This window comes from Moorena sp. SIO3I8, assembly GCF_010692325.1.
Lineage (GTDB): Bacteria > Cyanobacteriota > Cyanobacteriia > Cyanobacteriales > Coleofasciculaceae > Moorena.
The window spans coordinates 45912-63430 of record NZ_JAAHHW010000001.1 but is presented as its reverse complement, the minus strand read 5'-3'; the positions used below and the strand labels follow the sequence as shown (position 1 = coordinate 63430).

General features: G+C 44.4%; 19 protein-coding genes and 1 tRNA gene. 11 read left to right on the top strand and 9 right to left on the bottom strand.

What is annotated here, in order from left to right; genetic code table 11:
* The 3 genes from F6K51_RS00285 to F6K51_RS00275 all read left to right on the top strand — a co-directional run bounded on the left by F6K51_RS00285 (nucleotide 1) and on the right by F6K51_RS00275 (nucleotide 3202).
* On the top strand, nucleotides 1-495 hold the full coding sequence (locus F6K51_RS00285; protein ID WP_293017359.1) for a R3H domain-containing nucleic acid-binding protein: 495 nt from the start codon (nucleotides 1-3) through the stop codon (nucleotides 493-495).
* Nucleotides 496-684: 189 nt separating this feature from the next.
* On the top strand, nucleotides 685-1200 hold the full coding sequence (locus F6K51_RS00280) for a YceD family protein (RefSeq protein ID WP_075901670.1): 516 nt from the start codon (nucleotides 685-687) through the stop codon (nucleotides 1198-1200).
* 487 nt (nucleotides 1201-1687) lie between these two features.
* Nucleotides 1688-3202 carry an AAA family ATPase gene (locus tag F6K51_RS00275; RefSeq protein ID WP_293017358.1) on the top strand — a complete coding sequence of 505 codons (1515 nt, stop codon included), beginning with the start codon at nucleotides 1688-1690 and terminating at the stop codon, nucleotides 3200-3202.
* A 48-nt stretch (nucleotides 3203-3250) separates the two neighbouring features.
* Here the strand turns inward: F6K51_RS00275 and F6K51_RS00270 are convergent, their stop codons facing one another.
* Nucleotides 3251-3376 carry a hypothetical protein gene (locus F6K51_RS00270; protein ID WP_293017279.1) on the bottom strand — a complete coding sequence of 42 codons (126 nt, stop codon included), beginning with the start codon at nucleotides 3374-3376 and terminating at the stop codon, nucleotides 3251-3253.
* A 245-nt stretch (nucleotides 3377-3621) separates the two neighbouring features.
* Between F6K51_RS00270 and F6K51_RS00265 the strand changes: the two genes are divergently transcribed.
* The gene (locus F6K51_RS00265; RefSeq protein ID WP_293017278.1) at nucleotides 3622-4089 is read left to right on the top strand and encodes an SH3 domain-containing protein; all 468 of its coding nucleotides are present in this window, start codon (nucleotides 3622-3624) and stop codon (nucleotides 4087-4089) included.
* Nucleotides 4090-4294: 205 nt separating this feature from the next.
* Entirely contained in the window at nucleotides 4295-4471 is a 177-nt protein-coding gene (locus tag F6K51_RS00260; RefSeq protein ID WP_009148761.1) for a hypothetical protein, read from the top strand.
* 49 nt (nucleotides 4472-4520) lie between these two features.
* On the opposite strand, the gene F6K51_RS00255 is transcribed toward F6K51_RS00260, so the two are convergent.
* Nucleotides 4521-5402, bottom strand: a complete 882-nt coding sequence (locus F6K51_RS00255; RefSeq protein WP_293017277.1) for an SH3 domain-containing protein — start codon at nucleotides 5400-5402, stop codon at nucleotides 4521-4523.
* Nucleotides 5403-5585: 183 nt separating this feature from the next.
* Here F6K51_RS00255 and F6K51_RS00250 point away from each other — a divergent pair, with 183 nt between their 5' ends.
* Entirely contained in the window at nucleotides 5586-6788 is a 1203-nt protein-coding gene (locus F6K51_RS00250) for a peptidoglycan-binding protein (protein ID WP_293017276.1), read from the top strand.
* A 208-nt stretch (nucleotides 6789-6996) separates the two neighbouring features.
* Here F6K51_RS00250 and sigC read toward each other — a convergent pair whose 3' ends face one another.
* From sigC to lipA, 4 genes are all read right to left on the bottom strand, one after another.
* Nucleotides 6997-8247, bottom strand: a complete 1251-nt coding sequence (sigC, locus tag F6K51_RS00245) for an RNA polymerase sigma factor SigC (protein WP_293017275.1) — start codon at nucleotides 8245-8247, stop codon at nucleotides 6997-6999.
* 966 nt (nucleotides 8248-9213) lie between these two features.
* Nucleotides 9214-10125 carry an NAD(P)H-dependent glycerol-3-phosphate dehydrogenase gene (locus F6K51_RS00240; protein WP_293017274.1) on the bottom strand — a complete coding sequence of 304 codons (912 nt, stop codon included), beginning with the start codon at nucleotides 10123-10125 and terminating at the stop codon, nucleotides 9214-9216.
* 3 nt (nucleotides 10126-10128) lie between these two features.
* A complete protein-coding gene (locus tag F6K51_RS00235) occupies nucleotides 10129-10284 on the bottom strand; it encodes a hypothetical protein (RefSeq protein ID WP_158069695.1) in 156 nt (51 codons plus the stop codon).
* 8 nt (nucleotides 10285-10292) lie between these two features.
* The gene (gene lipA / locus F6K51_RS00230; protein WP_293017273.1) at nucleotides 10293-11162 is read right to left on the bottom strand and encodes a lipoyl synthase; all 870 of its coding nucleotides are present in this window, start codon (nucleotides 11160-11162) and stop codon (nucleotides 10293-10295) included.
* A gap of 131 nt (nucleotides 11163-11293) precedes the next feature.
* Here lipA and F6K51_RS00225 point away from each other — a divergent pair.
* A tRNA-Pro gene (locus F6K51_RS00225) sits at nucleotides 11294-11367 on the top strand.
* Between the two features lie 179 nt (nucleotides 11368-11546).
* On the opposite strand, the gene tsaD is transcribed toward F6K51_RS00225, so the two are convergent.
* On the bottom strand, nucleotides 11547-12593 hold the full coding sequence (tsaD, locus tag F6K51_RS00220) for a tRNA (adenosine(37)-N6)-threonylcarbamoyltransferase complex transferase subunit TsaD (RefSeq protein ID WP_293017272.1): 1047 nt from the start codon (nucleotides 12591-12593) through the stop codon (nucleotides 11547-11549).
* Nucleotides 12594-12744: 151 nt separating this feature from the next.
* Here tsaD and F6K51_RS00215 point away from each other — a divergent pair, with 151 nt between their 5' ends.
* The 3 genes from F6K51_RS00215 (at nucleotide 12745) to purH (ending at nucleotide 15359) form a co-directional block, all read left to right on the top strand.
* The gene (locus tag F6K51_RS00215) at nucleotides 12745-13239 is read left to right on the top strand and encodes a Photosystem I reaction center subunit III (protein ID WP_293017271.1); all 495 of its coding nucleotides are present in this window, start codon (nucleotides 12745-12747) and stop codon (nucleotides 13237-13239) included.
* Nucleotides 13240-13401: 162 nt separating this feature from the next.
* Nucleotides 13402-13527, top strand: coding sequence for a photosystem I reaction center subunit IX (gene psaJ, locus F6K51_RS00210; RefSeq protein WP_071105376.1), 126 nt, complete (start codon nucleotides 13402-13404; stop codon nucleotides 13525-13527).
* Nucleotides 13528-13817: 290 nt separating this feature from the next.
* Nucleotides 13818-15359 carry a bifunctional phosphoribosylaminoimidazolecarboxamide formyltransferase/IMP cyclohydrolase gene (purH, locus tag F6K51_RS00205; RefSeq protein WP_293017269.1) on the top strand — a complete coding sequence of 514 codons (1542 nt, stop codon included), beginning with the start codon at nucleotides 13818-13820 and terminating at the stop codon, nucleotides 15357-15359.
* A 227-nt stretch (nucleotides 15360-15586) separates the two neighbouring features.
* Here the strand turns inward: purH and F6K51_RS00200 are convergent, their stop codons facing one another.
* Together F6K51_RS00200 and F6K51_RS00195 are read right to left on the bottom strand one after the other, a co-directional pair.
* On the bottom strand, nucleotides 15587-15733 hold the full coding sequence (locus F6K51_RS00200) for a chlorophyll a/b-binding protein (RefSeq protein ID WP_070394076.1): 147 nt from the start codon (nucleotides 15731-15733) through the stop codon (nucleotides 15587-15589).
* A gap of 72 nt (nucleotides 15734-15805) precedes the next feature.
* Nucleotides 15806-16036 carry a hypothetical protein gene (locus F6K51_RS00195; protein WP_293017268.1) on the bottom strand — a complete coding sequence of 77 codons (231 nt, stop codon included), beginning with the start codon at nucleotides 16034-16036 and terminating at the stop codon, nucleotides 15806-15808.
* Nucleotides 16037-16319: 283 nt separating this feature from the next.
* Between F6K51_RS00195 and F6K51_RS00190 the strand changes: the two genes are divergently transcribed.
* Nucleotides 16320-17384, top strand: coding sequence for a transposase (locus F6K51_RS00190; RefSeq protein ID WP_293017267.1), 1065 nt, complete (start codon nucleotides 16320-16322; stop codon nucleotides 17382-17384).
* Nucleotides 17385-17519: the final 135 nt, after the last annotated feature.

Genomic DNA, 17519 nt, shown 5'->3' with positions numbered 1-17519 from the left:
ATGGTAAATCAACATCAGGAGCGTGGGAAAGAGTGGTTAGAAGAACTCCTGCGATTATCTCGATTGCCCGCCAGTATAGAGGTAGCTGATGGTGACGCTCCCCTAGGAGAGCGACCCAGCTACTGGTTGACAATCGATAATAGTCAACTGACCTCGAAAGACACTCAAACTTTAATTGGTCGGGAAGGGGAAGTTATCGATTCTATCCAGTACTTAGCAAATTCCCTCCTTAACTTGGGTCATGATGAGGAGGAACAAGCCGTTTACGTTATCGATATCGATAGCTATCGAGCCAGACGGCAAGTGGAACTTCAAGCGATCGCTGAACACGCTGCTATGAAAGTCCGTCAGACCGGGAAAGAATTTGAATTGAAATCCCTATCGGCAGCAGAGCGGCGTCAAGTCCATACCCTATTCAAGGCTTTTGAGGATTTAGAAACTCTTAGTCGAGGGCAAGAGCCAGACCGACGACTGGTGGTGCGTCGCAGGTATTGACAGATTAAGAGTTTTTATTCTATCACTGCTGATTGCACTTGGGATTCTTCCCATCACCTGGCTAACATAATGCATTAACTCTATATAACTATTTAAGTCTATAAATGGTCGCTTTTTGCTGAGTGTTTGAGAAGCTCAAGGTTAACCATCAACGCTTAACAGTCAACTGCAAAGGATAAGCTAAGCATTATGGAGGCTATCTATATTCCTGAGTTGCTCAAATTACCAGAGCAAACAGAAGTAACTCCGGTCAATCAATTCTTGGTGGATTTACAGACACTGACCCCAGTTCGAGGTCAAGTGCAAGTGGCTCATCAAGGAAATTACCTGGAGGTCTGTGCTCAAGCAGAAACGATCATTACCTTGACTTGTCACCGCTGCTTAAAACAGTACAACCACCGCCTAAGCATCGATACATCCGAATTAGTTTGGTTAGCTTCCTCAGCTGACCAACTGTCGGATGAATCCCTAGAGCAGGAGATAACTTGGGATGATTTACAAGAAACCCTTCCAGCTCAGGGGTATTTTTATCCAGACACTTGGTTATACGAACAACTATGTCTGGCAATTCCGCCACGGCAGCTGTGTGACCAAGAATGTATAGGTATCCAGATTAAGAATAACAGTGAAGCAGAGTTACGGGATCAACTACGGGATCAACGTTGGGGGGCTCTAGAATCCCTGAAGAGAAAACTTCCTGGATAGTGAGTTGCCTGGTAGTATAATGCTGAAGGGGAAATTGGTCAGGGAGTTACTAGCAGCAGAGCCTTTATCCAAGTTTATTGGAAATAAAAAATGCTATGTTTAAGGTTTAAATATTTATTTATAGCATTAACTTTTTGAGTAATTGGCTCCTATATAGGAATTCTATATCCCATAAGGTATAAATTGATCCCCCTAAATCCCCCTTAATAAGGGGGACTTTGAGGTTGCAAAGCTTACCTCATAACTGCGAGAAACGCTATATAAAAATCCATGTAGGAATTGTCATAATTTTTGATGGCATATTCCCGTCTTAATGCAGTCGCTCATGGGGGAAACCACGGCAAAGCACGACTGGGGGAAACCCCCTTTGGCCGCTTAGGTGCGCTTGACCCGTAATTTAATTCGCCACGGGTTCCTACTCCCTGCTCCCTACTCCCTGCTCCCTACTCCCTGTTCCCTATTCCCTGTTCCCTGTTCCCTTTGCTATATGAATTTCAATGACGAGTTTGAGCTTCTGCTACGTGCTCGCTACCCTTTGTTATATATTCCCACTCTAGAAGAAGAGCGAGTAGAAACAGCGATCAAGCAATCCGCTAAACGTTTGGGTAATCGTGGTGTCTATATCTGGGATTTTGTGGATGGTTACCAAGGAAATCCTAATGATATCGGCTTTGGACGCCGCAATCCCTTACAAGCTTTAGAATTTGTAGATAAAATTGGCGAAAGTGTTGCTGCCATCTTTGTATTAAGAGATTTTCACCGATTCTTAGAAGATGTATCAGTTGCTCGTAAACTCAGAAATCTGGCACGTACCCTCAAATCCCAGCCTAAGAATATAGTTATCGTTACCCCCCAACTGTCCGTCCCCTCGGATTTAACCGAAGTCCTGACAGTGCTGGAATTCCCTTTACCAACAGCATCGGAAATTAAAGCTGAGGTGAAACGTTTGTTGGGGGCAACGGGTCAAAATCTGACTGAGAAAATCATTGATGAGCTGGTGCGCTCGGCTCTTGGTCTTTCCTTAGAAAGAATTCGTCGGGTCCTAGCTCGTGGGATTGCCTCTAATAATGCCATCCAACCTTCAGATGTAGAACTGATTTTAGAAGAAAAGCGCCAATCCATTAGGCAAACCCAGATCCTAGAGTTCTACCCAACCCAAGAAAAAATTTCCGACATCGGTGGCTTAGACAACCTCAAAGACTGGCTACTGCGACGGGGTGGAGCATTTACAGAACAGGCGCGACAATACGGGTTACCTCATCCTCGTGGTTTACTCTTAGTGGGGATTCAAGGAACTGGGAAATCGTTAACTGCAAAAGCGATCGCAAACCACTGGCATCTACCCCTGCTACGTTTAGATGTCGGTCGTCTATTTGGTGGCTTAGTAGGGGAATCAGAATCCCGTACTCGGCAGATGATTCAGCTAGCCGAAGCTCTTGCTCCCTGCATCCTCTGGATTGATGAAATTGACAAAGCCTTCTCAGGTCTATCCTCTAAAGGGGATGCAGGCACAACCAGTCGTGTCTTTGGTACCTTTATTAGCTGGTTAGCTGAGAAGAAATCCCCAGTATTTGTGGTAGCTACTGCCAACAATATCCAAGCCTTACCCCCAGAAATGCTTCGCAAGGGTCGATTTGACGAAATCTTTTTTGTTGGTTTGCCCAACCAGGAAGAACGTCGTGCTATTTTCGATCTACACCTATCCCGGCTGCGACCTCATAATCTTAAGAGTTACGCTTTAGACCGATTAGCCTACGAAACCCCTGATTTTTCCGGAGCAGAAATTGAGCAGACCCTGATCGAAGCCATGCACATCGGCTTTAGCCAAAACCGAGACTTTACCACAGATGATATTCTCGAAGCCGCTAGCCAAATTATCCCCTTAGCACGGACAGCCCAAGAGCAAATCCAATTCTTACAGGATTGGGCAGCTGCCGGAAAAGCTCGTATGGCTTCTCGCAATACTCCCTTAAATGATCGCATTCAGCGCCAACTCCAGTAATTAATTATATATAGCAGTTCTCAATTGGGTCAGAGACTTCATCCTGGGTTAATTGGAGTCGGGAGTAGGGAGTAGGGAGTAGGGAGTAGGGAGTAGGGAGTAGGGAGTAGGGAGTAGGGCTAATAAAATTGACTTGACCTGATAAGTATGATCGACGCTATCGATTAATGTCAACTAGATTAATTGAGAATTTTATCATTAACTGTTGCTAGAACAATCTGTTAACCTTGGCCAATAGGCCACGCAATCGCGTTCAACCTGTTAACCTTGGCCAAAAGGCCACGCAATCGCGTTCAACCTGTTAACCTTGGCCAAAAGGCCACGCAATCGCGTTCAACCTTTCAACCTTCAACCTAACCACCTCCAACCTTAAACTTTTCAACCTTTCAACTTTCAACCTTTATCTTTAATAGCTTCCCATGAGTCTGTCCAAGATAGCTCAGTTTATCATTGGTTTTATTCTCGGCATTGCCATCTTAACAGGTGCTGCTGTTGGTACAGTGTATTACTTCTTTACTAAACTAGCAGCTGAGCCTGAAAAACCTGTCTTTGCTGAGGAGCGACCCAAGACCTCACCATCACCAAAAGCTCAGCCCACCAGTTCATCTGGGGAGTCTAAACCAGCAACTACTCCCAAACCCATTCCTAGTCCTAGTCCTTTACCAAAACTAGAACCGGGTGCTTATCGAGCCAGTGTTACCTGGCCACAGGGGTTGATTCTGAGGGACTCCCCTAGCCTGAACGCTCAACGCATTGGTGGTATTGGCTACAATCAGACCCTGATCATCCTCGGATACAGTGATGATAAGCGATGGCAGAGAGTACGCTTGCCTGGTAGTGACCAAAAAGGTTGGGTTAAAGCAGGTAATGTCAAAAAAATAGACTAATCAATAGATTAATAGTTTGGAGCAACAGTCCACACTTAACAAGTCTGGTTATTGTTAAGAAAATTAGCTAAATATTAATCTTGATTGCGATATTGCCGATCTAGCTTTAACGCCAGAATCCAGAATGATAAGGTTATGAAACTAACTTTTAACACCACCAAAAAAGTTAAATTTCTACCTAACTGAATTTCTGGCTAACAGGTTTATGTACAATAAAAATACAAATAAAGATCTTTTGGGTGCTGCTGTGACTGCTGCTTTGGGTGCAGGGATTGTCACTTCCTTTGCTGTCAGCCAAGGTCAACACCCAATGATTGCTATAGGAATTACTGCTATGGCTGGCTTAGTTGGTGCCTTGTTACATCAGGCTGACTTGGTATAAATAAAAGTCCTATAATAAGTAATTAACAACTTGCTAATTCAGTAGTGGGCTAATTGGAACAAACCACAAGATTCTGATCACCGTTACGAGGAAACCCGTTAGACATCCATCCATTAACAGGATAAGTTATTCTTGCCCACTCGCGCCCTTGGGAGTCCTGGAAAAATTGCTCTTGAGGGGAACGGTTGATCAGTGTTACTTTCACGCCATTGGAAACAAGACCCCGTCGGGAAGAGTTAATATTCGGTCTGCTACGGACAGCTATACCTCCAGAACCATCATATACAACTTGGCGGCAGAGATATGATGGTGTTTGAGTAGAGGATAATCTTTGTATGCCCTGACAGGACTTGAGATCTTTAGCTCGGACAAATCCAGGAATGGGGGAGTTGATCGCTATCCAACCATTTTTCCTAACGTTGTTTCCAGCCAGAATAACTTCTTCATTAGGCTCTAAGGCTCTGATTGGTTCGATTGATGGCTGTTTGTAGATAAACATTGACTCAGCAGCTTGGCGGCAGAGAGATTGTGTTTGAGTAGGGCGTACTCCTCCTGTCCCCGGACAGAACTTCAGATCTTGGGCTTGGACAAATCCATTAATGGGGAATTTGATCGCGATCCAACCATCTTTGCTAACCTTGTTTTCGGCCAGAATAACTTGTTCATTAAGGTCTAAGGTTCTAATTGGGTTAGAGGTTGATCGCTGTTTGTAGATAAACATTGACTCAGCAGCGGCGCGACATTCACCCATCAATTCCTGAGCCAGTTGAAATTTCCCTTGAGTCTGGGCTTGGGTTGGTGTTGCCGATGGTATGGTGTTGGCGGAATTGGTGCTGGGAATTACGGTAGCCCTAGCGTCTACTCCCCCTAAACTGCTCAAAACTAAAGCTAGCAGGGGGAAAAACGTACTCCAGTGACGAATAGTGGTCATGAGTTAAAACTATTGCGTTATGGTAAAAGAGGAGAATTGCTCTGTTTTGGTAAGAGTCTTGCTCTATAACTACATGCTTTACTATCGGATTACGTAAAATTTCTGAGATTCTCTTGTCCGAAACATTACCAATGGTCTACTGTGATTTGTTAGACTAACGGTAAAAGTTTCCTTGGAATAATCATGGAGACCCTTGCCTATCTTCATCTTGCTTTAAGCGCAGAAGAACTAGCTTATACTCCTGCAGTTTTGACGGAGTCGATTGAAGAATTGTTTCAGTGGCTCAAGGAGTATAAGCTAGTTGCTTACCATCGGATTTATTTACTGTTACTAGTTGCCACACTTAGCATTGTGGGCATCGCAGAAGAAGCCCTAGCCCAAAGGAACCTGCGGGAAGGTCGTAGGGGAGCTGATGTAACAGAAGTTCAGGGTCGTTTGCGAGAACTTGGGTATTTCAATCGGCAACCAACTGGCTATTTTGGTTCAATTACTAAAAATGCTGTGATTCGGTTCCAACGAGACAAGGGGCTTCCTGCTGATGGGGAAGTCGGACCACGAACCAGAGCAACACTCTTTCCATCGCAAACCAGAGTAGCACCATCCCGTAGGAATCTTAATCAATCTGGACTCAGACGAGGGTCTCGTGGATCAGCTGTTACTAAACTTCAGCAACAGTTGGCAGATCTGGGGTATTTCAATGCCAACCCAACCGGCTACTTTGGTCTGGCCACAGAAAAATCAGTGATTCGATTTCAAAGATACTATGGTCTCAGGGCGGATGGGATTGTGGGATCACAAACTAGAACAGCACTATCTAATGCATTATTTACTCAACAAGAATCGTTTGGAGTCCTGCCTGATCAGATCCCTCTTTTTCCTCCTGCTGACTTTAGCTATCAAGAACCGATAGCATGTGGTACTCCGATTCGTAGCAATATACTACGACGAAAGAAACTACAACTAGGCGATCGCGGTCCAGAGGTTAGACGGCTTCAGGAAGCGTTGAGATTTGAAGGGTTGGAGCCCGGTCGGATTGATGATAGCTATGGCAGAAACACTGAGTCTGAGGTGCGTCGATTTCAGAGACGTAATAATCTACCTGATACCGGGGTAGCTGATTTAGAAACCCTGCAAGCATTGGGACTTATTGATCTAATTTCTGAAGCTGAAAAGAATCGCTATGTGGTTGTGATCCCCATTCCTAATGATAAAGTGCTAAATCAGATCGAGCGGACTCGTGGTATTATATTAGACGATGATATTATATCTGAGGACGATCGAGGCCGTTATTTTAATGCTGGAGCCTTTTCTAGCCGTGGTGAAGCGGAAAGTTGTTCCTATGAATTGCGATCGCAAGGATTTGATGCCCGGGTAGCCTATTTTTAAGTCAGCTCAAGTCCACTAACAAAGAAATAGATCGGGGTGCTCCCTCAGGTATTTAACCTCAGGTATTTATAAATTCAATAAATTTTCAATAACTAGAACTCTAGGACAAGGGATAGCTAGGGTGATAGCTAGGATAGGATTGGCAAGAAGCCCACACTTCCCTAATAGGTAAGTTAATAGGTAAGTGTGGGAATATGTCACCAAGGGATTAGCTCAAAGCTTCCAGATAATCCCGAACTCGGTTACGGCGCTTGGGTTGCCGCAACTTTTGTAAAGCCTTAGCTTCAATTTGGCGTACCCGCTCCCGAGATAAATCCAAAGCGCGACCAATCTCAGCTAGAGAGTAAGGTTGGTTATCTCCCAAGCCGAACCGCATCCGAATCACATCCCGTTCACGGTTGGTTAGATCCGCTAGGAGTTGCTGTAAATCCCGTTGTAAGGCTTCTCGCATCAACACTTCTTCTGGAGAGGTTTCCTCAGTTTCGAGTAAATCTCCCAGTTCGGTGTCTCGTTCCTTACCAACTTTAATTTCCAAAGAAACAGAGCGAGGTACTCGTAGTAATACTTCTCGTACCTGAGCCGGAGTCATCTCTAATTCCACAGCAATATCATCAATGGTTGCTGTGCGGCCACGTTCCTGGGAAATCTTCCGTTGGGCTTTTTTGATTTTATTGAGCTTTTCAGTAATGTGAACTGGCAGGCGAATAGTACGGCTTTGAGTAGCGATCGCTCTGGTGATTCCTTGACGGATCCACCAGTAAGCATAGGTGCTAAATCGGTAGCCTTTGGTCGGGTCAAATTTCTCAACCGCTCGCTCTAATCCCAGAGTTCCTTCCTGAATTAAGTCTAGAAGTTCCAAGCCACGGTTTTGATACTTTTTCGCTACTGACACTACCAGACGTAGGTTAGCTTTGATCATGTGTTCCTTAGCTTGGAGCCCTTCAGCTTGTACCTGCTCTAGCTCTTTGAATGTCAGTTCGGCTAACTCTGCCCAACGCAGTTTTCCAGCTGACATACTCGGCTTAAGTTGAGAAACGTCAATTCCTGCAGCCGTTGCCCACCGTTCCAAGGAAGGACGGTGACCTAACTGGGACGCTAGACGATCATGGGTTTCAATCAGGTGGACAAAGCGCTCCATGACTTTATCTTCGGATATAGCCGACTTATTGCGCAGCCGTAGTAGTTTCATGTAGCGCTGAACTTTTTGAGCTTCCGAGACTTCCTCATCTCGCCTCAGTAGACGAACCCGACCAATTTCCTGGAGATATAACCGAACTAGGTCGGTGGTGCGACGGGTGCTATTTTTAGTTAAGCTAGCCGCGTCTGCACCCTCAATCTCCACATCAACTAAGTCATCCACTGATCCTTCCCCATCGTCCCTTGGGCCATTAAGCTCAAAGCTATAGGCAGAAGTCTCGTGATCTAATTCTGTGTCGGCATAGAAAGGAGTGGCTGGCATAATGATCTCTCGATTACAACCAGTGACAACACGGAATTGTGTTTGTCACACTTAGTACTAGAATTCCCACCCATGATGACCGGAGAAACAGTTACTAAAATAAATTTTTTCCGGCAAGACTTACCGGTTATCCCTGGTAGCCCTTATTAGTATCCGTAGCTAACGGTTCACCCGATGTCTCCACCCAACCTTGCCCGTAAGGGCTGAAGGTTTATAGATGGCAAAAGGAACGGGATTTCCTGATTTAAGCTATTGATTTGAGCTATTTTAGAAGTAACTCTATAGGTAAATAGAGACCTTGGTCAAAAGCTGTATTAATCTACAGTGGGCATCATGGCGATTCCAGAAATATTCTCGCTAATTCAAGAAAAAATTTTATTTATGGGTATCAGGGACTAAGCAGTAGGCAAGCTACTTGCGGATATCCTCTGCTGGAATGGGTTTGAAGAAACAACGAACTTATGAATAAGTGCATACACATAGTTCAAAATTGCCAAATTATTGCCGAATTACCAGAGTTATGAAATATTATTGCCACCCAGCTATGTGGCCAGATTGGTAATGATATTACAAAACTTTATAAAACCTTACAAAAGATTACAATCTATTGATCCAGTCGCTTCAGCTCAAGCAGTGGCATGTCTCTAAAGATTCTATATTTTCAGGATGCCTAATAGACAACAGCAAAATGTCTCAATTTTTGTCTCAGTTTTTTGTCATAGACAACAGCAAAATGTCGCAGTTTTTTGTCTGAGTTTTCCTGTCTGAGTTTTAAAGCAGGCGAGCTTCCGGAGCAGGAGAGCTTTCGCAGTCAGGGAGCAAGGGTAATATCAAGTCAGGTTGAATACCCATAATTAGAGGGAGGGTGGGGAGATGGGGAGATGGGGAGATGGGGAGATGGGGAGATGGGGATATTTTTATTAAGGGTAATTATCCCGACATGATATAACAACTCAGTCAGGTTCCTTACTCTGGCTTAGTATCTCGTAGCATTAGAGCTTCAACAGCAGCTTGGGGGGTAATCTCCCCTTGGAGCAATCGATGGACTTGATAAGTAATGGGTACTGAAATTCTTTTGAGCTTAGCTCGTTCCATCACAACCTTTGTAGTGTTGACCCCTTCTGCTGTTCCCTCCAAGTTGGCGAGAATATCTGCAAGTTTCTGACCCTGAGCGAGCTGATAACCAACTTGATAATTGCGACTGAGGCTACTACTACAGGTTGCCAGTAAATCTCCTAGTCCCGACAAACCGTAAAATGTTTCTACCTTAGCACCCCAATCTTCACCAATACGGATCATTTCTGTAAGTCCACGGGTTAGTAAAGCTGCTTTGGCATTTGTTCCTAGTTGTAAACCATCACAGGTTCCAGATGCGATCGCCATCACATTTTTCAGGGTACCCCCTAGTTCTACACCGAGGGGGTCTCGATTGGTGTAAACTCTGAAATTTGGCGAAGAAAACGCCTGTTGTAGTATCTGAGTTGCTTTTACATCTGTGCTAGCTACTACTGTAGCGGCTGGGAGTCCTTGTTTAATTTCTTTGGAGAGATTAGGACCTGATAGCACGACTACAGGATTGTTGGGAAATTCAGCTTGCCAGATTTGGGAGGGAGTACGGGTGGTTTGCAAATCTAACCCCTTAGTCGCTGTGACCAATATCACCTCAGGAGATACTGATAACCCCTTTAGCTGTTGCGCTACAGAATTTACCCCCGACATGGAAACAGCAGAAAGGATAATACTGCTAGATTCTATGGCATCTGCTAATTTTGTCTGACTCCGACGGGACCACAAACAAACCTGATGACCGTTTTGAGAGGCTAGGCTATTGAGGGCTGTACCCCAAACACCAGCTCCGATTATAGTTATTTTGGTCATTTGTTATTTGTTATTGCAGTTCTCAATTAGGTGAGGTGCTTTCGCCCTGGGGAGTAGGGAGTAGGGAGTAGGGAGTAGGGGTAAGAACATTGAATTTACCTGATCAGTATAAGAAACGCTTTCTTGGTTAGTTGTTAGTTTCAATTGTTTTGCAACCATGAAAGCGTTCATCGGGGATACCGCTGCATTAATTCTCGAACTTGCTCGGCATGATAGGAACTGCGGGTGAGGGGAGAGGAAACAACTTGCAGGAAACCGAGGGATTCACCATACTCTTTCCAGGTATCAAATTGTTTAGGGGTTATGAATTCAGCAATTTTTAGGTGTTTTTGAGTGGGTTGAAGATACTGACCAATAGTTAAGATGTCGCAGTCTACTTGCCTTAAATCCGCCATGACTTGCCGGACTTCGGCATCAGTTTCTCCTAAACCTACCATTATACCAGATTTGCTGTAAACCGATGGAGCCAAGTTTCGCGTCCGCATCAGTAATTCGAGGGAACGCTGATAATCCCCTTGAGGCCGTACTTTCCGATAGAGTCGGGGTACTGTTTCTGTATTATGATTGAGGACTTCCGGTTTAGCTTGAAGAATTGTTTCGAGGGCATCCCAGTTCCCGCACAAGTCTGGGATTAAAACCTCAATAGTGGTATGAGGTGAGACCAGGCGAATGGCTTCAATGCACTGTACAAACTGGGAAGCTCCACCATCGGGTAAATCATCCCGGTTGACAGAGGTAATAACTACATGATTTAAACCCATGCGCTGCACGGCTTCTGCTAGCCGTGTGGGTTCAGTGGAGTCAAGGGCTTTGGGTTTTTTCTCAAAGTCAATATCGCAGTAGGGACAAGCACGGGTACAGGCTGGTCCCATAATTAAAAAGGTGGCAGTACCAGCATTGAAGCACTCTCCGATATTGGGACAAGAGGCTTCTTCACAGACAGTATTGAGATCCAAATCTCTTAAGGTTTCTTTAATATTGCCGACACGCTGCCATTGGGGCGCTTTGACTCGCAACCATTCTGGTTTAACTACCACTCTTGGTTATACTCCAACTATATATATATATAAATTTAAGTTACGTTACTTTAATCTTGATCCTAGCAAGCTAGGGGCCGATTGCCCCTAAGGCATGATAAAATAGACTAAATCTTAAATTATGACTTTATCGGGATGTAGCGCAGTTTGGTAGCGCACTTCGTTCGGGACGAAGGGGTCGCAGGTTCAAATCCTGTCATCCCGATTGTACTTGTGCAATAACTTTAAAAGTTAGCAGGTTAGAGGTTAGCAGGTTACAGGTTAGCAGGTTCTTCAACCTTGGCCTTTCGGCCACGCGATCGCGTTCAACCTTCAACCTCTTAAACCTTCAACCTCTTAAACCTTCAACCTCTTAAACCTTCAACCTCTTAAACCTTCAACCTCTTAAACCTCTGAATAAAGTTCCATCACCTTAGTGATAGGCATTCGCGATCGCACCCCCAAAGTTAAAGGGGAAGTATGTCCTTGATTTAAATGGTCAGTTGCGGCACAGCCAATCATTGCGCCATTATCGGTACAAAACTTCAGGGGAGGGAAAATAACTCGCAAATTATGCTCAGTTGCTGCAGCTTGCAACTGTTGTCTCAATCCACTATTGGCAGCCACCCCACCCCCAACCACAATCGTGTCGAGACCATAGTCGAGAGCACAAGCAATGGTACGCTTGGTAAGCGATCGCACTACGGTTTCCTGAAAGCTGGCAGCAATGTCGGTCACTGGAATTTCTGAGTGTTCCTGCTCGAATTTTTGCACCAACCTTAGCACCGCTGTCTTCAAGCCGCTAAAACTGGAGTCATAGGGATGATAACCACCAGTAGGAAGGGAAATCTTACCTTCTGGCAAGGGAAAGGCTTTGGGGTTGCCCTCTCGTGCTAACTTATCTATAGCTGGTCCTCCGGGATAGCCTAACTTTAATAATCGTGCTACCTTATCAAAGGCTTCACCGGCAGCATCATCACGGGTTGCACCCAGTATTTCATAGCTACCACAGGTTTTGACATAAATTAAGCTAGTGTGACCGCCAGACACCAAGAGACTCAAAAATGGTGGTTCTAGGTCTGGCTGACTGAGATAGGTGGCGTAAATATGACCTTCTAGATGATGGACACCTACAAAGGGCTTGTGGTGGACAATGGCCAGAGTTTTGGCAGCTGTGACCCCCACTAGTAGAGAGCCCACTAAGCCGGGAGCGCAGGTAGCAGCAATTCCATCAATTGCGCCCCAGTCCAGTTGAGCTGCTTCTAGGGCTTGCGCGATCGCATTATTGATGGTTTCTAGATGGCTACGGGATGCTACCTCTGGCACCACACCGCCATACTGCCGATGCATAGGAATTTGGGAAGTAACGATATTGCTACAACATTTACGATTTTTAACAATCGCCACAGCTGTTTCATCACAACTGGTTTCTATTGCTAAAACACAAGCCATTCACCAATGACCTTTATTGAAACACTACTTTTAGTTAATTAAACTTTACTAGATACACGGCTCAGAGTAAGATTGCCTGAGTGTACAAATAATTTGATCTTTTGGTTTGTACAAAAAACTTTTTGTTTCTTAACAAAAGGAGACACTTTCTATGCGACGATTGTTAGCTTTAATTTTTGCCGTCTGTGTGTGGTTTTGCGCCATCAGCCCAGCCTCTGCTTCTTTGGATCATCTCACCCCTTGTAGTGAGTCTGCTGCATTCCAAGCCCGGAAGGCTGAGTTCCTAAACACTACAGCTAACCCCAATTCCGGTGCGAACCGATTTGAGCGGTATTCTCAAGCACTTTGTGGTGATGAGGGATATCCTCACTTGATTGTGGATGGTCGTTTCTCCCATATGGGTGACTTCCTCATTCCTAGCTTACTCTTCCTCTATATCACTGGCTGGATTGGCTGGGCAGGTCGCAGCTATCTACAAGCGATTCAAAAGGGTAAGAACCCAGAAGACAAAGAAGTCATCATTGATGTCCCCTTGGCAGTTAGTAAGATGCTAATGGCTGCCTCATGGCCTTTGTTAGCATTCAAAGAAATCACCACTGGTGAAATGTTTGCTAAAGATGATGAGATTCCTGTCTCACCACGCTAGCAATCATACTTAGACTCGCTCGCGGGAACGCTTTTAGCACTGAAAAGTTAGCTAAAAACTACTGCCGTTCTCGCTAATCAAATTTTCGCGCTTTATAGACAGGGCATTATCTTGATGTGCCAAGATGTCTTGAAATAGTTATCGATTTTAGGAGAATGTTCCATGCAGGATTTAGTTAAGTATTTGTCCCTAGCACCAGTGTTATTGGCTCTTTGGATGACCGTTACGGCTGGAATTTTGATTGAATTTAACCGCTTTTTCCCTGATCTACTTTTCCATCCGTTGTAATTAGGAAGAATGGGTAAAAGATGGAAATAATTCATTCGGTATTGGTAGGTAAGCTAATTAAATATAAGTACCTACTTAGTTCGCTGAATTATTGAAATTTACCCTAAAAAACCTCTTGACAATTTAAAAAAAAATTCAGAGTGCAGAATCCAGAATCCAGAAGTAAGGTGGAATATTTCTGAACTATTTCTGAATTATTAAGTTGCTGAATCCTGAATTTAGCAACTAATAATTCTGCATTCTGAATTGATAATTCAGAATTCGGTTGACTTTTTGTAAAATTGTTTGAAATGGCAAATCTGGCACTGCTGAGTGTATCTGACAAAACTGGACTAATCGACTTTGCCCGTCAGCTAGTAGAAGAATTGGAATTTGATTTAATCAGCAGTGGCGGAACGGCTAAAGCCTTGCAATCAGAAGGTTTGCCGGTAACGAAAGTGTCTGATTACACTGGCTTTCCAGAAATTTTAGGTGGCAGGGTCAAAACCCTACATCCACGAATTCATGGCGGAATTTTGGGAAGGCGAGATTTGCCCGAAGATGTGGCAGAAATGGAGACAAACCAGATTCGTCCCATTGATTTGGTGGTGGTGAATCTCTATCCATTTGAAGAGACTGTTGCTAAACCGGACGTGAGTTTAGCAGAAGCAATTGAAACTATCGATATCGGTGGTCCAACACTGCTGAGGGCAGCTGCGAAAAACTATGCTCACCTGACAGTGCTGTGTAATCCCAGTCAGTATCAGGATTACTTAGAGGAGTTGCGCCAGAATGGAAATCAACCATCAATCGAATTCCGTCAGGCTTGCGCTATAGAGGTTTTTGGTCATACTGCTGCCTATGACCATGCGATCGCATCCTACCTGATCGGGTACGAAGATCCAGTGTCCCTACCAAAACGATTTACCTTATCTGGACAACAGCGCCAATCTCTACGCTATGGCGAGAATCCCCATCAACCGGCATCGTGGTATCAATCCGGAACAGTTGCCACTGGTTGGGCTGCAGCCACTAAACTTCAGGGTAAAGAACTCAGTTACAACAACCTAGTGGATTTAGAAGCTGCACGGCGGATCATTAATGAATTTACTGACACTCCAGCCGCAGCAATTCTCAAGCACACCAATCCTTGTGGGGTAGCCTTGGCAGAAACCCTATCGCAAGCCTATCAGAAGGCATTCAATGCTGACTCTATTTCTGCCTTCGGTGGAATCGTGGCATTAAATCAACCCATTGATGCTGCTACAGCTGTGGCGTTAAAGAAAACTTTCTTAGAATGTGTAGTCGCACCAGGGTGTGAACCAGAAGCTCAAGAAATTCTCAGTGCTAAGTCGAAGCTAAGGGTGTTGCTATTACCAGACTTACAGACCGGATCAAAGCAAACTGTGAAAGCTATTGCAGGGGGGTTTCTGGTACAAGCTGCGGATGATGCCATGGATAATCCTGAGAATTGGCAAGTGGTAAGCCAAAAGCAACCTACTCCTGACCAAATGGCAGAATTATTATTTGCTTGGAAGGTGTGTAAGCATGTTAAGTCTAATGCCATTGTCGTGACGCGCGATCGCACAACTTTAGGTGTGGGTGCCGGTCAAATGAATCGGGTAGGTGCAGTCAATATAGCTTTAGAACAGGCTGGGGAAAATAGCAAAAACGCTATCCTTGCTAGTGATGGATTCTTCCCCTTCGATGACTCAGTGCGGACAGCTGCTAAAGCGGGGATTGAGGCAATTGTGCAACCGGGTGGTAGTTTACGAGATCAAGACTCGATTCAGGCAGCAGATGAACTGGGATTAATCATGGTGATCACCGGTATGCGCCACTTTTTACATTAGTTATGAGTTTTAGTTATTTTCACATGAGTCATTAGTCATTAGTAAATCTGATCGAAAGCAGTTTCGATCAGATTTACTAATAGATAAAAGGGGGTTAGTAGGTCAGCCCTTAGGGTTTAACTGCAGGATTTTTGGTAAAGGCTAACTGACCATAGCGCTTCCGATATCGAGTAGAACACAAATCAACTTTAGGGGCGCACGGTGTGCGCCCTATTGCTTATGGTCGATTACATCAGACCTAGTTGTTGCAGAATTCCGTTACCAGTCAGCAACTCGGTAGCCAAGCCAATGGCGAAACCAAGCATTGCCAAACGGCCATTCCAGGTTTCAGCAAAGTTGGTGAAACCGAACTTAGATTCTTGCTCTTGAGTCATTTTTATAGATCTCCTAGGGTTTTGTTAGCTTCTGTAATATAAGTTAACCTATTTTGGGGATACTTGCAACATTTATTTATATTTTGCTAACCAAAATATGGTATATAATGATACGCTTTGCCTGAAGTACGGATAACTGGAGGCGATGGGGAGATAGGGTTGTTCGCGTAGCGTGGCTGAAAGGTCAAGGTTAACCGGTTGTTCGCTTGTGGCGTTCGGTGTAGGGTGGGTTGTTCCCGTAGCGTGGCCTTTTGGCCAAGGTTCTAAGCAGCAACCGGCAACACCTACTAAGCTGATGTGCATTTAAATTAGTTTTTCCCTGTTCCCTGTTCCCTTTGACCAATTTGGGTATCCCAATCTAAATGCTGAACAGCTTAGCAGATGACCTAGACTGACAAAACTCCTCAAACCCTTGATTTTACGTAGGTTGGGTTGAACATAGTGAAACCCAACCTACAAAGCAAGATTTGTCAGTCAACCAGGGGTTAAGGCTTTTGTAATAAGGCTCCACTCTCTAAGGTTTCGTCTCTTCGATGCCCTCTTTATTTGTATTTACCATTGTTTTTTTCTATGGTATAATAAGAGTATGTTGACAATTAACTACACATACAGGATTTACCCAAGTCAAAATCAAGAACAGATCATGAAAGAATGGCTTGAGACTTGTAGACGAGTCTATAACTATTCGCTAAGAGAGTTAAAAGACTGGATTGCAAGCCGTAAATGTCCTGTGGATAGGTGTTCTTTGCAAAGTGAGTACATTATTCCTGCCGATACACCGTTTCCTAGTTATCACCGTCAACAAAATAATCTACCATTAGCCAAGAAAACCAACCCATTTCTAGCTAAAGTGCATTCCCAGGTGTTACAGACAACCGTTAGAAGGTTGCATGATTCATGGGAAGCAATGCGTAAGCGCGGATTTGGTTTTCCAAGATTTAAGAAAAAGGGTCAATACAAGTCGTTTTTATTCCCGCAATTCAAGTCAAATCCAGTAGGAAACGAACATATCAAGCTTCCTAAAATTGGCCTAGTTCCTATTCGACTCCATCGAAAAATTCCTGTTGGATTCCAAGTCAAACAGGTTAGAGTTCTGGCTAAGGCTAGACAAACAGAATGGTATGTTGTGATATCAATTGCAATGGAAGTTGATATCCCAGATCATCCTGCCGTTGGCCGAGCAATAGGGATAGACCTTGGGTTAGAAAAGTTTCTGACAACTTCAGATGGTTTCACAGTTGAGCGTCCTAAGTTTTTCAAGCAACTGCAAGGTAAGCTGAAATTGCTACAACGTAGAGCAGCTAAAAAACAGAAGCGTTCTAACAACTGGGAAAAAGCACAACTGAAGGTGGCCAGATTGCATCACAAGATTGCCAACGCTCGTAAAGACTTCCATCTAAAAACAGCACATTTGCTCTGTGACCAGGCTGAGACAATCTTTGCTGAAGATCTAAACACAATAGGACTGAATCGAGGAATGCTAAGAAAAGACTGCATTGATGCATCTTTTGGTCAATTCTTAGATCTCCTCAAATGGGTAGCTTGGAAGCGTGGGTGTGCGCGACGTGAAAGCGTCAAGTTGAACCAAAGCCTGAAATGGCTTTCTGGAGAGTGCATCCTCCAGCCTGCCGAGATGAGGGGGGAAGAGTAATCGGAACCTGAGTGCAGATTCTCGATAAAGTCCTGTAGAAATACAGGAAGTAGCACCCAAGGTCGGAATCACACCGCCGCAAGTGCTAGCAGGAAGATACCCAATGGTTAACGAAAGTGAACATCTATAAAAGCT

What these genes read in the sequence shown, in the direction of transcription:
- purH (WP_293017269.1), top strand. Translation starts at nt 13,818, where the DNA reads ATGGCAAATCTGGCACTGCTGAGTGTATCTGACAAAACTGGACTAATC.
- F6K51_RS00195 (WP_293017268.1), bottom strand. Translation starts at nt 16,036, where the DNA reads ATGCACATCAGCTTAGTAGGTGTTGCCGGTTGCTGCTTAGAACCTTGG.
- F6K51_RS00280 (WP_075901670.1), top strand. Translation starts at nt 685, where the DNA reads ATGGAGGCTATCTATATTCCTGAGTTGCTCAAATTACCAGAGCAAACA.
- F6K51_RS00285 (WP_293017359.1), top strand. Translation starts at nt 1, where the DNA reads ATGGTAAATCAACATCAGGAGCGTGGGAAAGAGTGGTTAGAAGAACTC.
- F6K51_RS00260 (WP_009148761.1), top strand. Translation starts at nt 4,295, where the DNA reads ATGTACAATAAAAATACAAATAAAGATCTTTTGGGTGCTGCTGTGACT.
- F6K51_RS00255 (WP_293017277.1), bottom strand. Translation starts at nt 5,402, where the DNA reads ATGACCACTATTCGTCACTGGAGTACGTTTTTCCCCCTGCTAGCTTTA.
- F6K51_RS00265 (WP_293017278.1), top strand. Translation starts at nt 3,622, where the DNA reads ATGAGTCTGTCCAAGATAGCTCAGTTTATCATTGGTTTTATTCTCGGC.
- F6K51_RS00240 (WP_293017274.1), bottom strand. Translation starts at nt 10,125, where the DNA reads ATGACCAAAATAACTATAATCGGAGCTGGTGTTTGGGGTACAGCCCTC.
- F6K51_RS00200 (WP_070394076.1), bottom strand. Translation starts at nt 15,733, where the DNA reads ATGACTCAAGAGCAAGAATCTAAGTTCGGTTTCACCAACTTTGCTGAA.
- psaJ (WP_071105376.1), top strand. Translation starts at nt 13,402, where the DNA reads ATGCAGGATTTAGTTAAGTATTTGTCCCTAGCACCAGTGTTATTGGCT.
- tsaD (WP_293017272.1), bottom strand. Translation starts at nt 12,593, where the DNA reads ATGGCTTGTGTTTTAGCAATAGAAACCAGTTGTGATGAAACAGCTGTG.
- sigC (WP_293017275.1), bottom strand. Translation starts at nt 8,247, where the DNA reads ATGCCAGCCACTCCTTTCTATGCCGACACAGAATTAGATCACGAGACT.
- F6K51_RS00250 (WP_293017276.1), top strand. Translation starts at nt 5,586, where the DNA reads ATGGAGACCCTTGCCTATCTTCATCTTGCTTTAAGCGCAGAAGAACTA.
- F6K51_RS00190 (WP_293017267.1), top strand. Translation starts at nt 16,320, where the DNA reads ATGTTGACAATTAACTACACATACAGGATTTACCCAAGTCAAAATCAA.
- F6K51_RS00275 (WP_293017358.1), top strand. Translation starts at nt 1,688, where the DNA reads ATGAATTTCAATGACGAGTTTGAGCTTCTGCTACGTGCTCGCTACCCT.
- F6K51_RS00215 (WP_293017271.1), top strand. Translation starts at nt 12,745, where the DNA reads ATGCGACGATTGTTAGCTTTAATTTTTGCCGTCTGTGTGTGGTTTTGC.
- F6K51_RS00235 (WP_158069695.1), bottom strand. Translation starts at nt 10,284, where the DNA reads ATGGTTGCAAAACAATTGAAACTAACAACTAACCAAGAAAGCGTTTCT.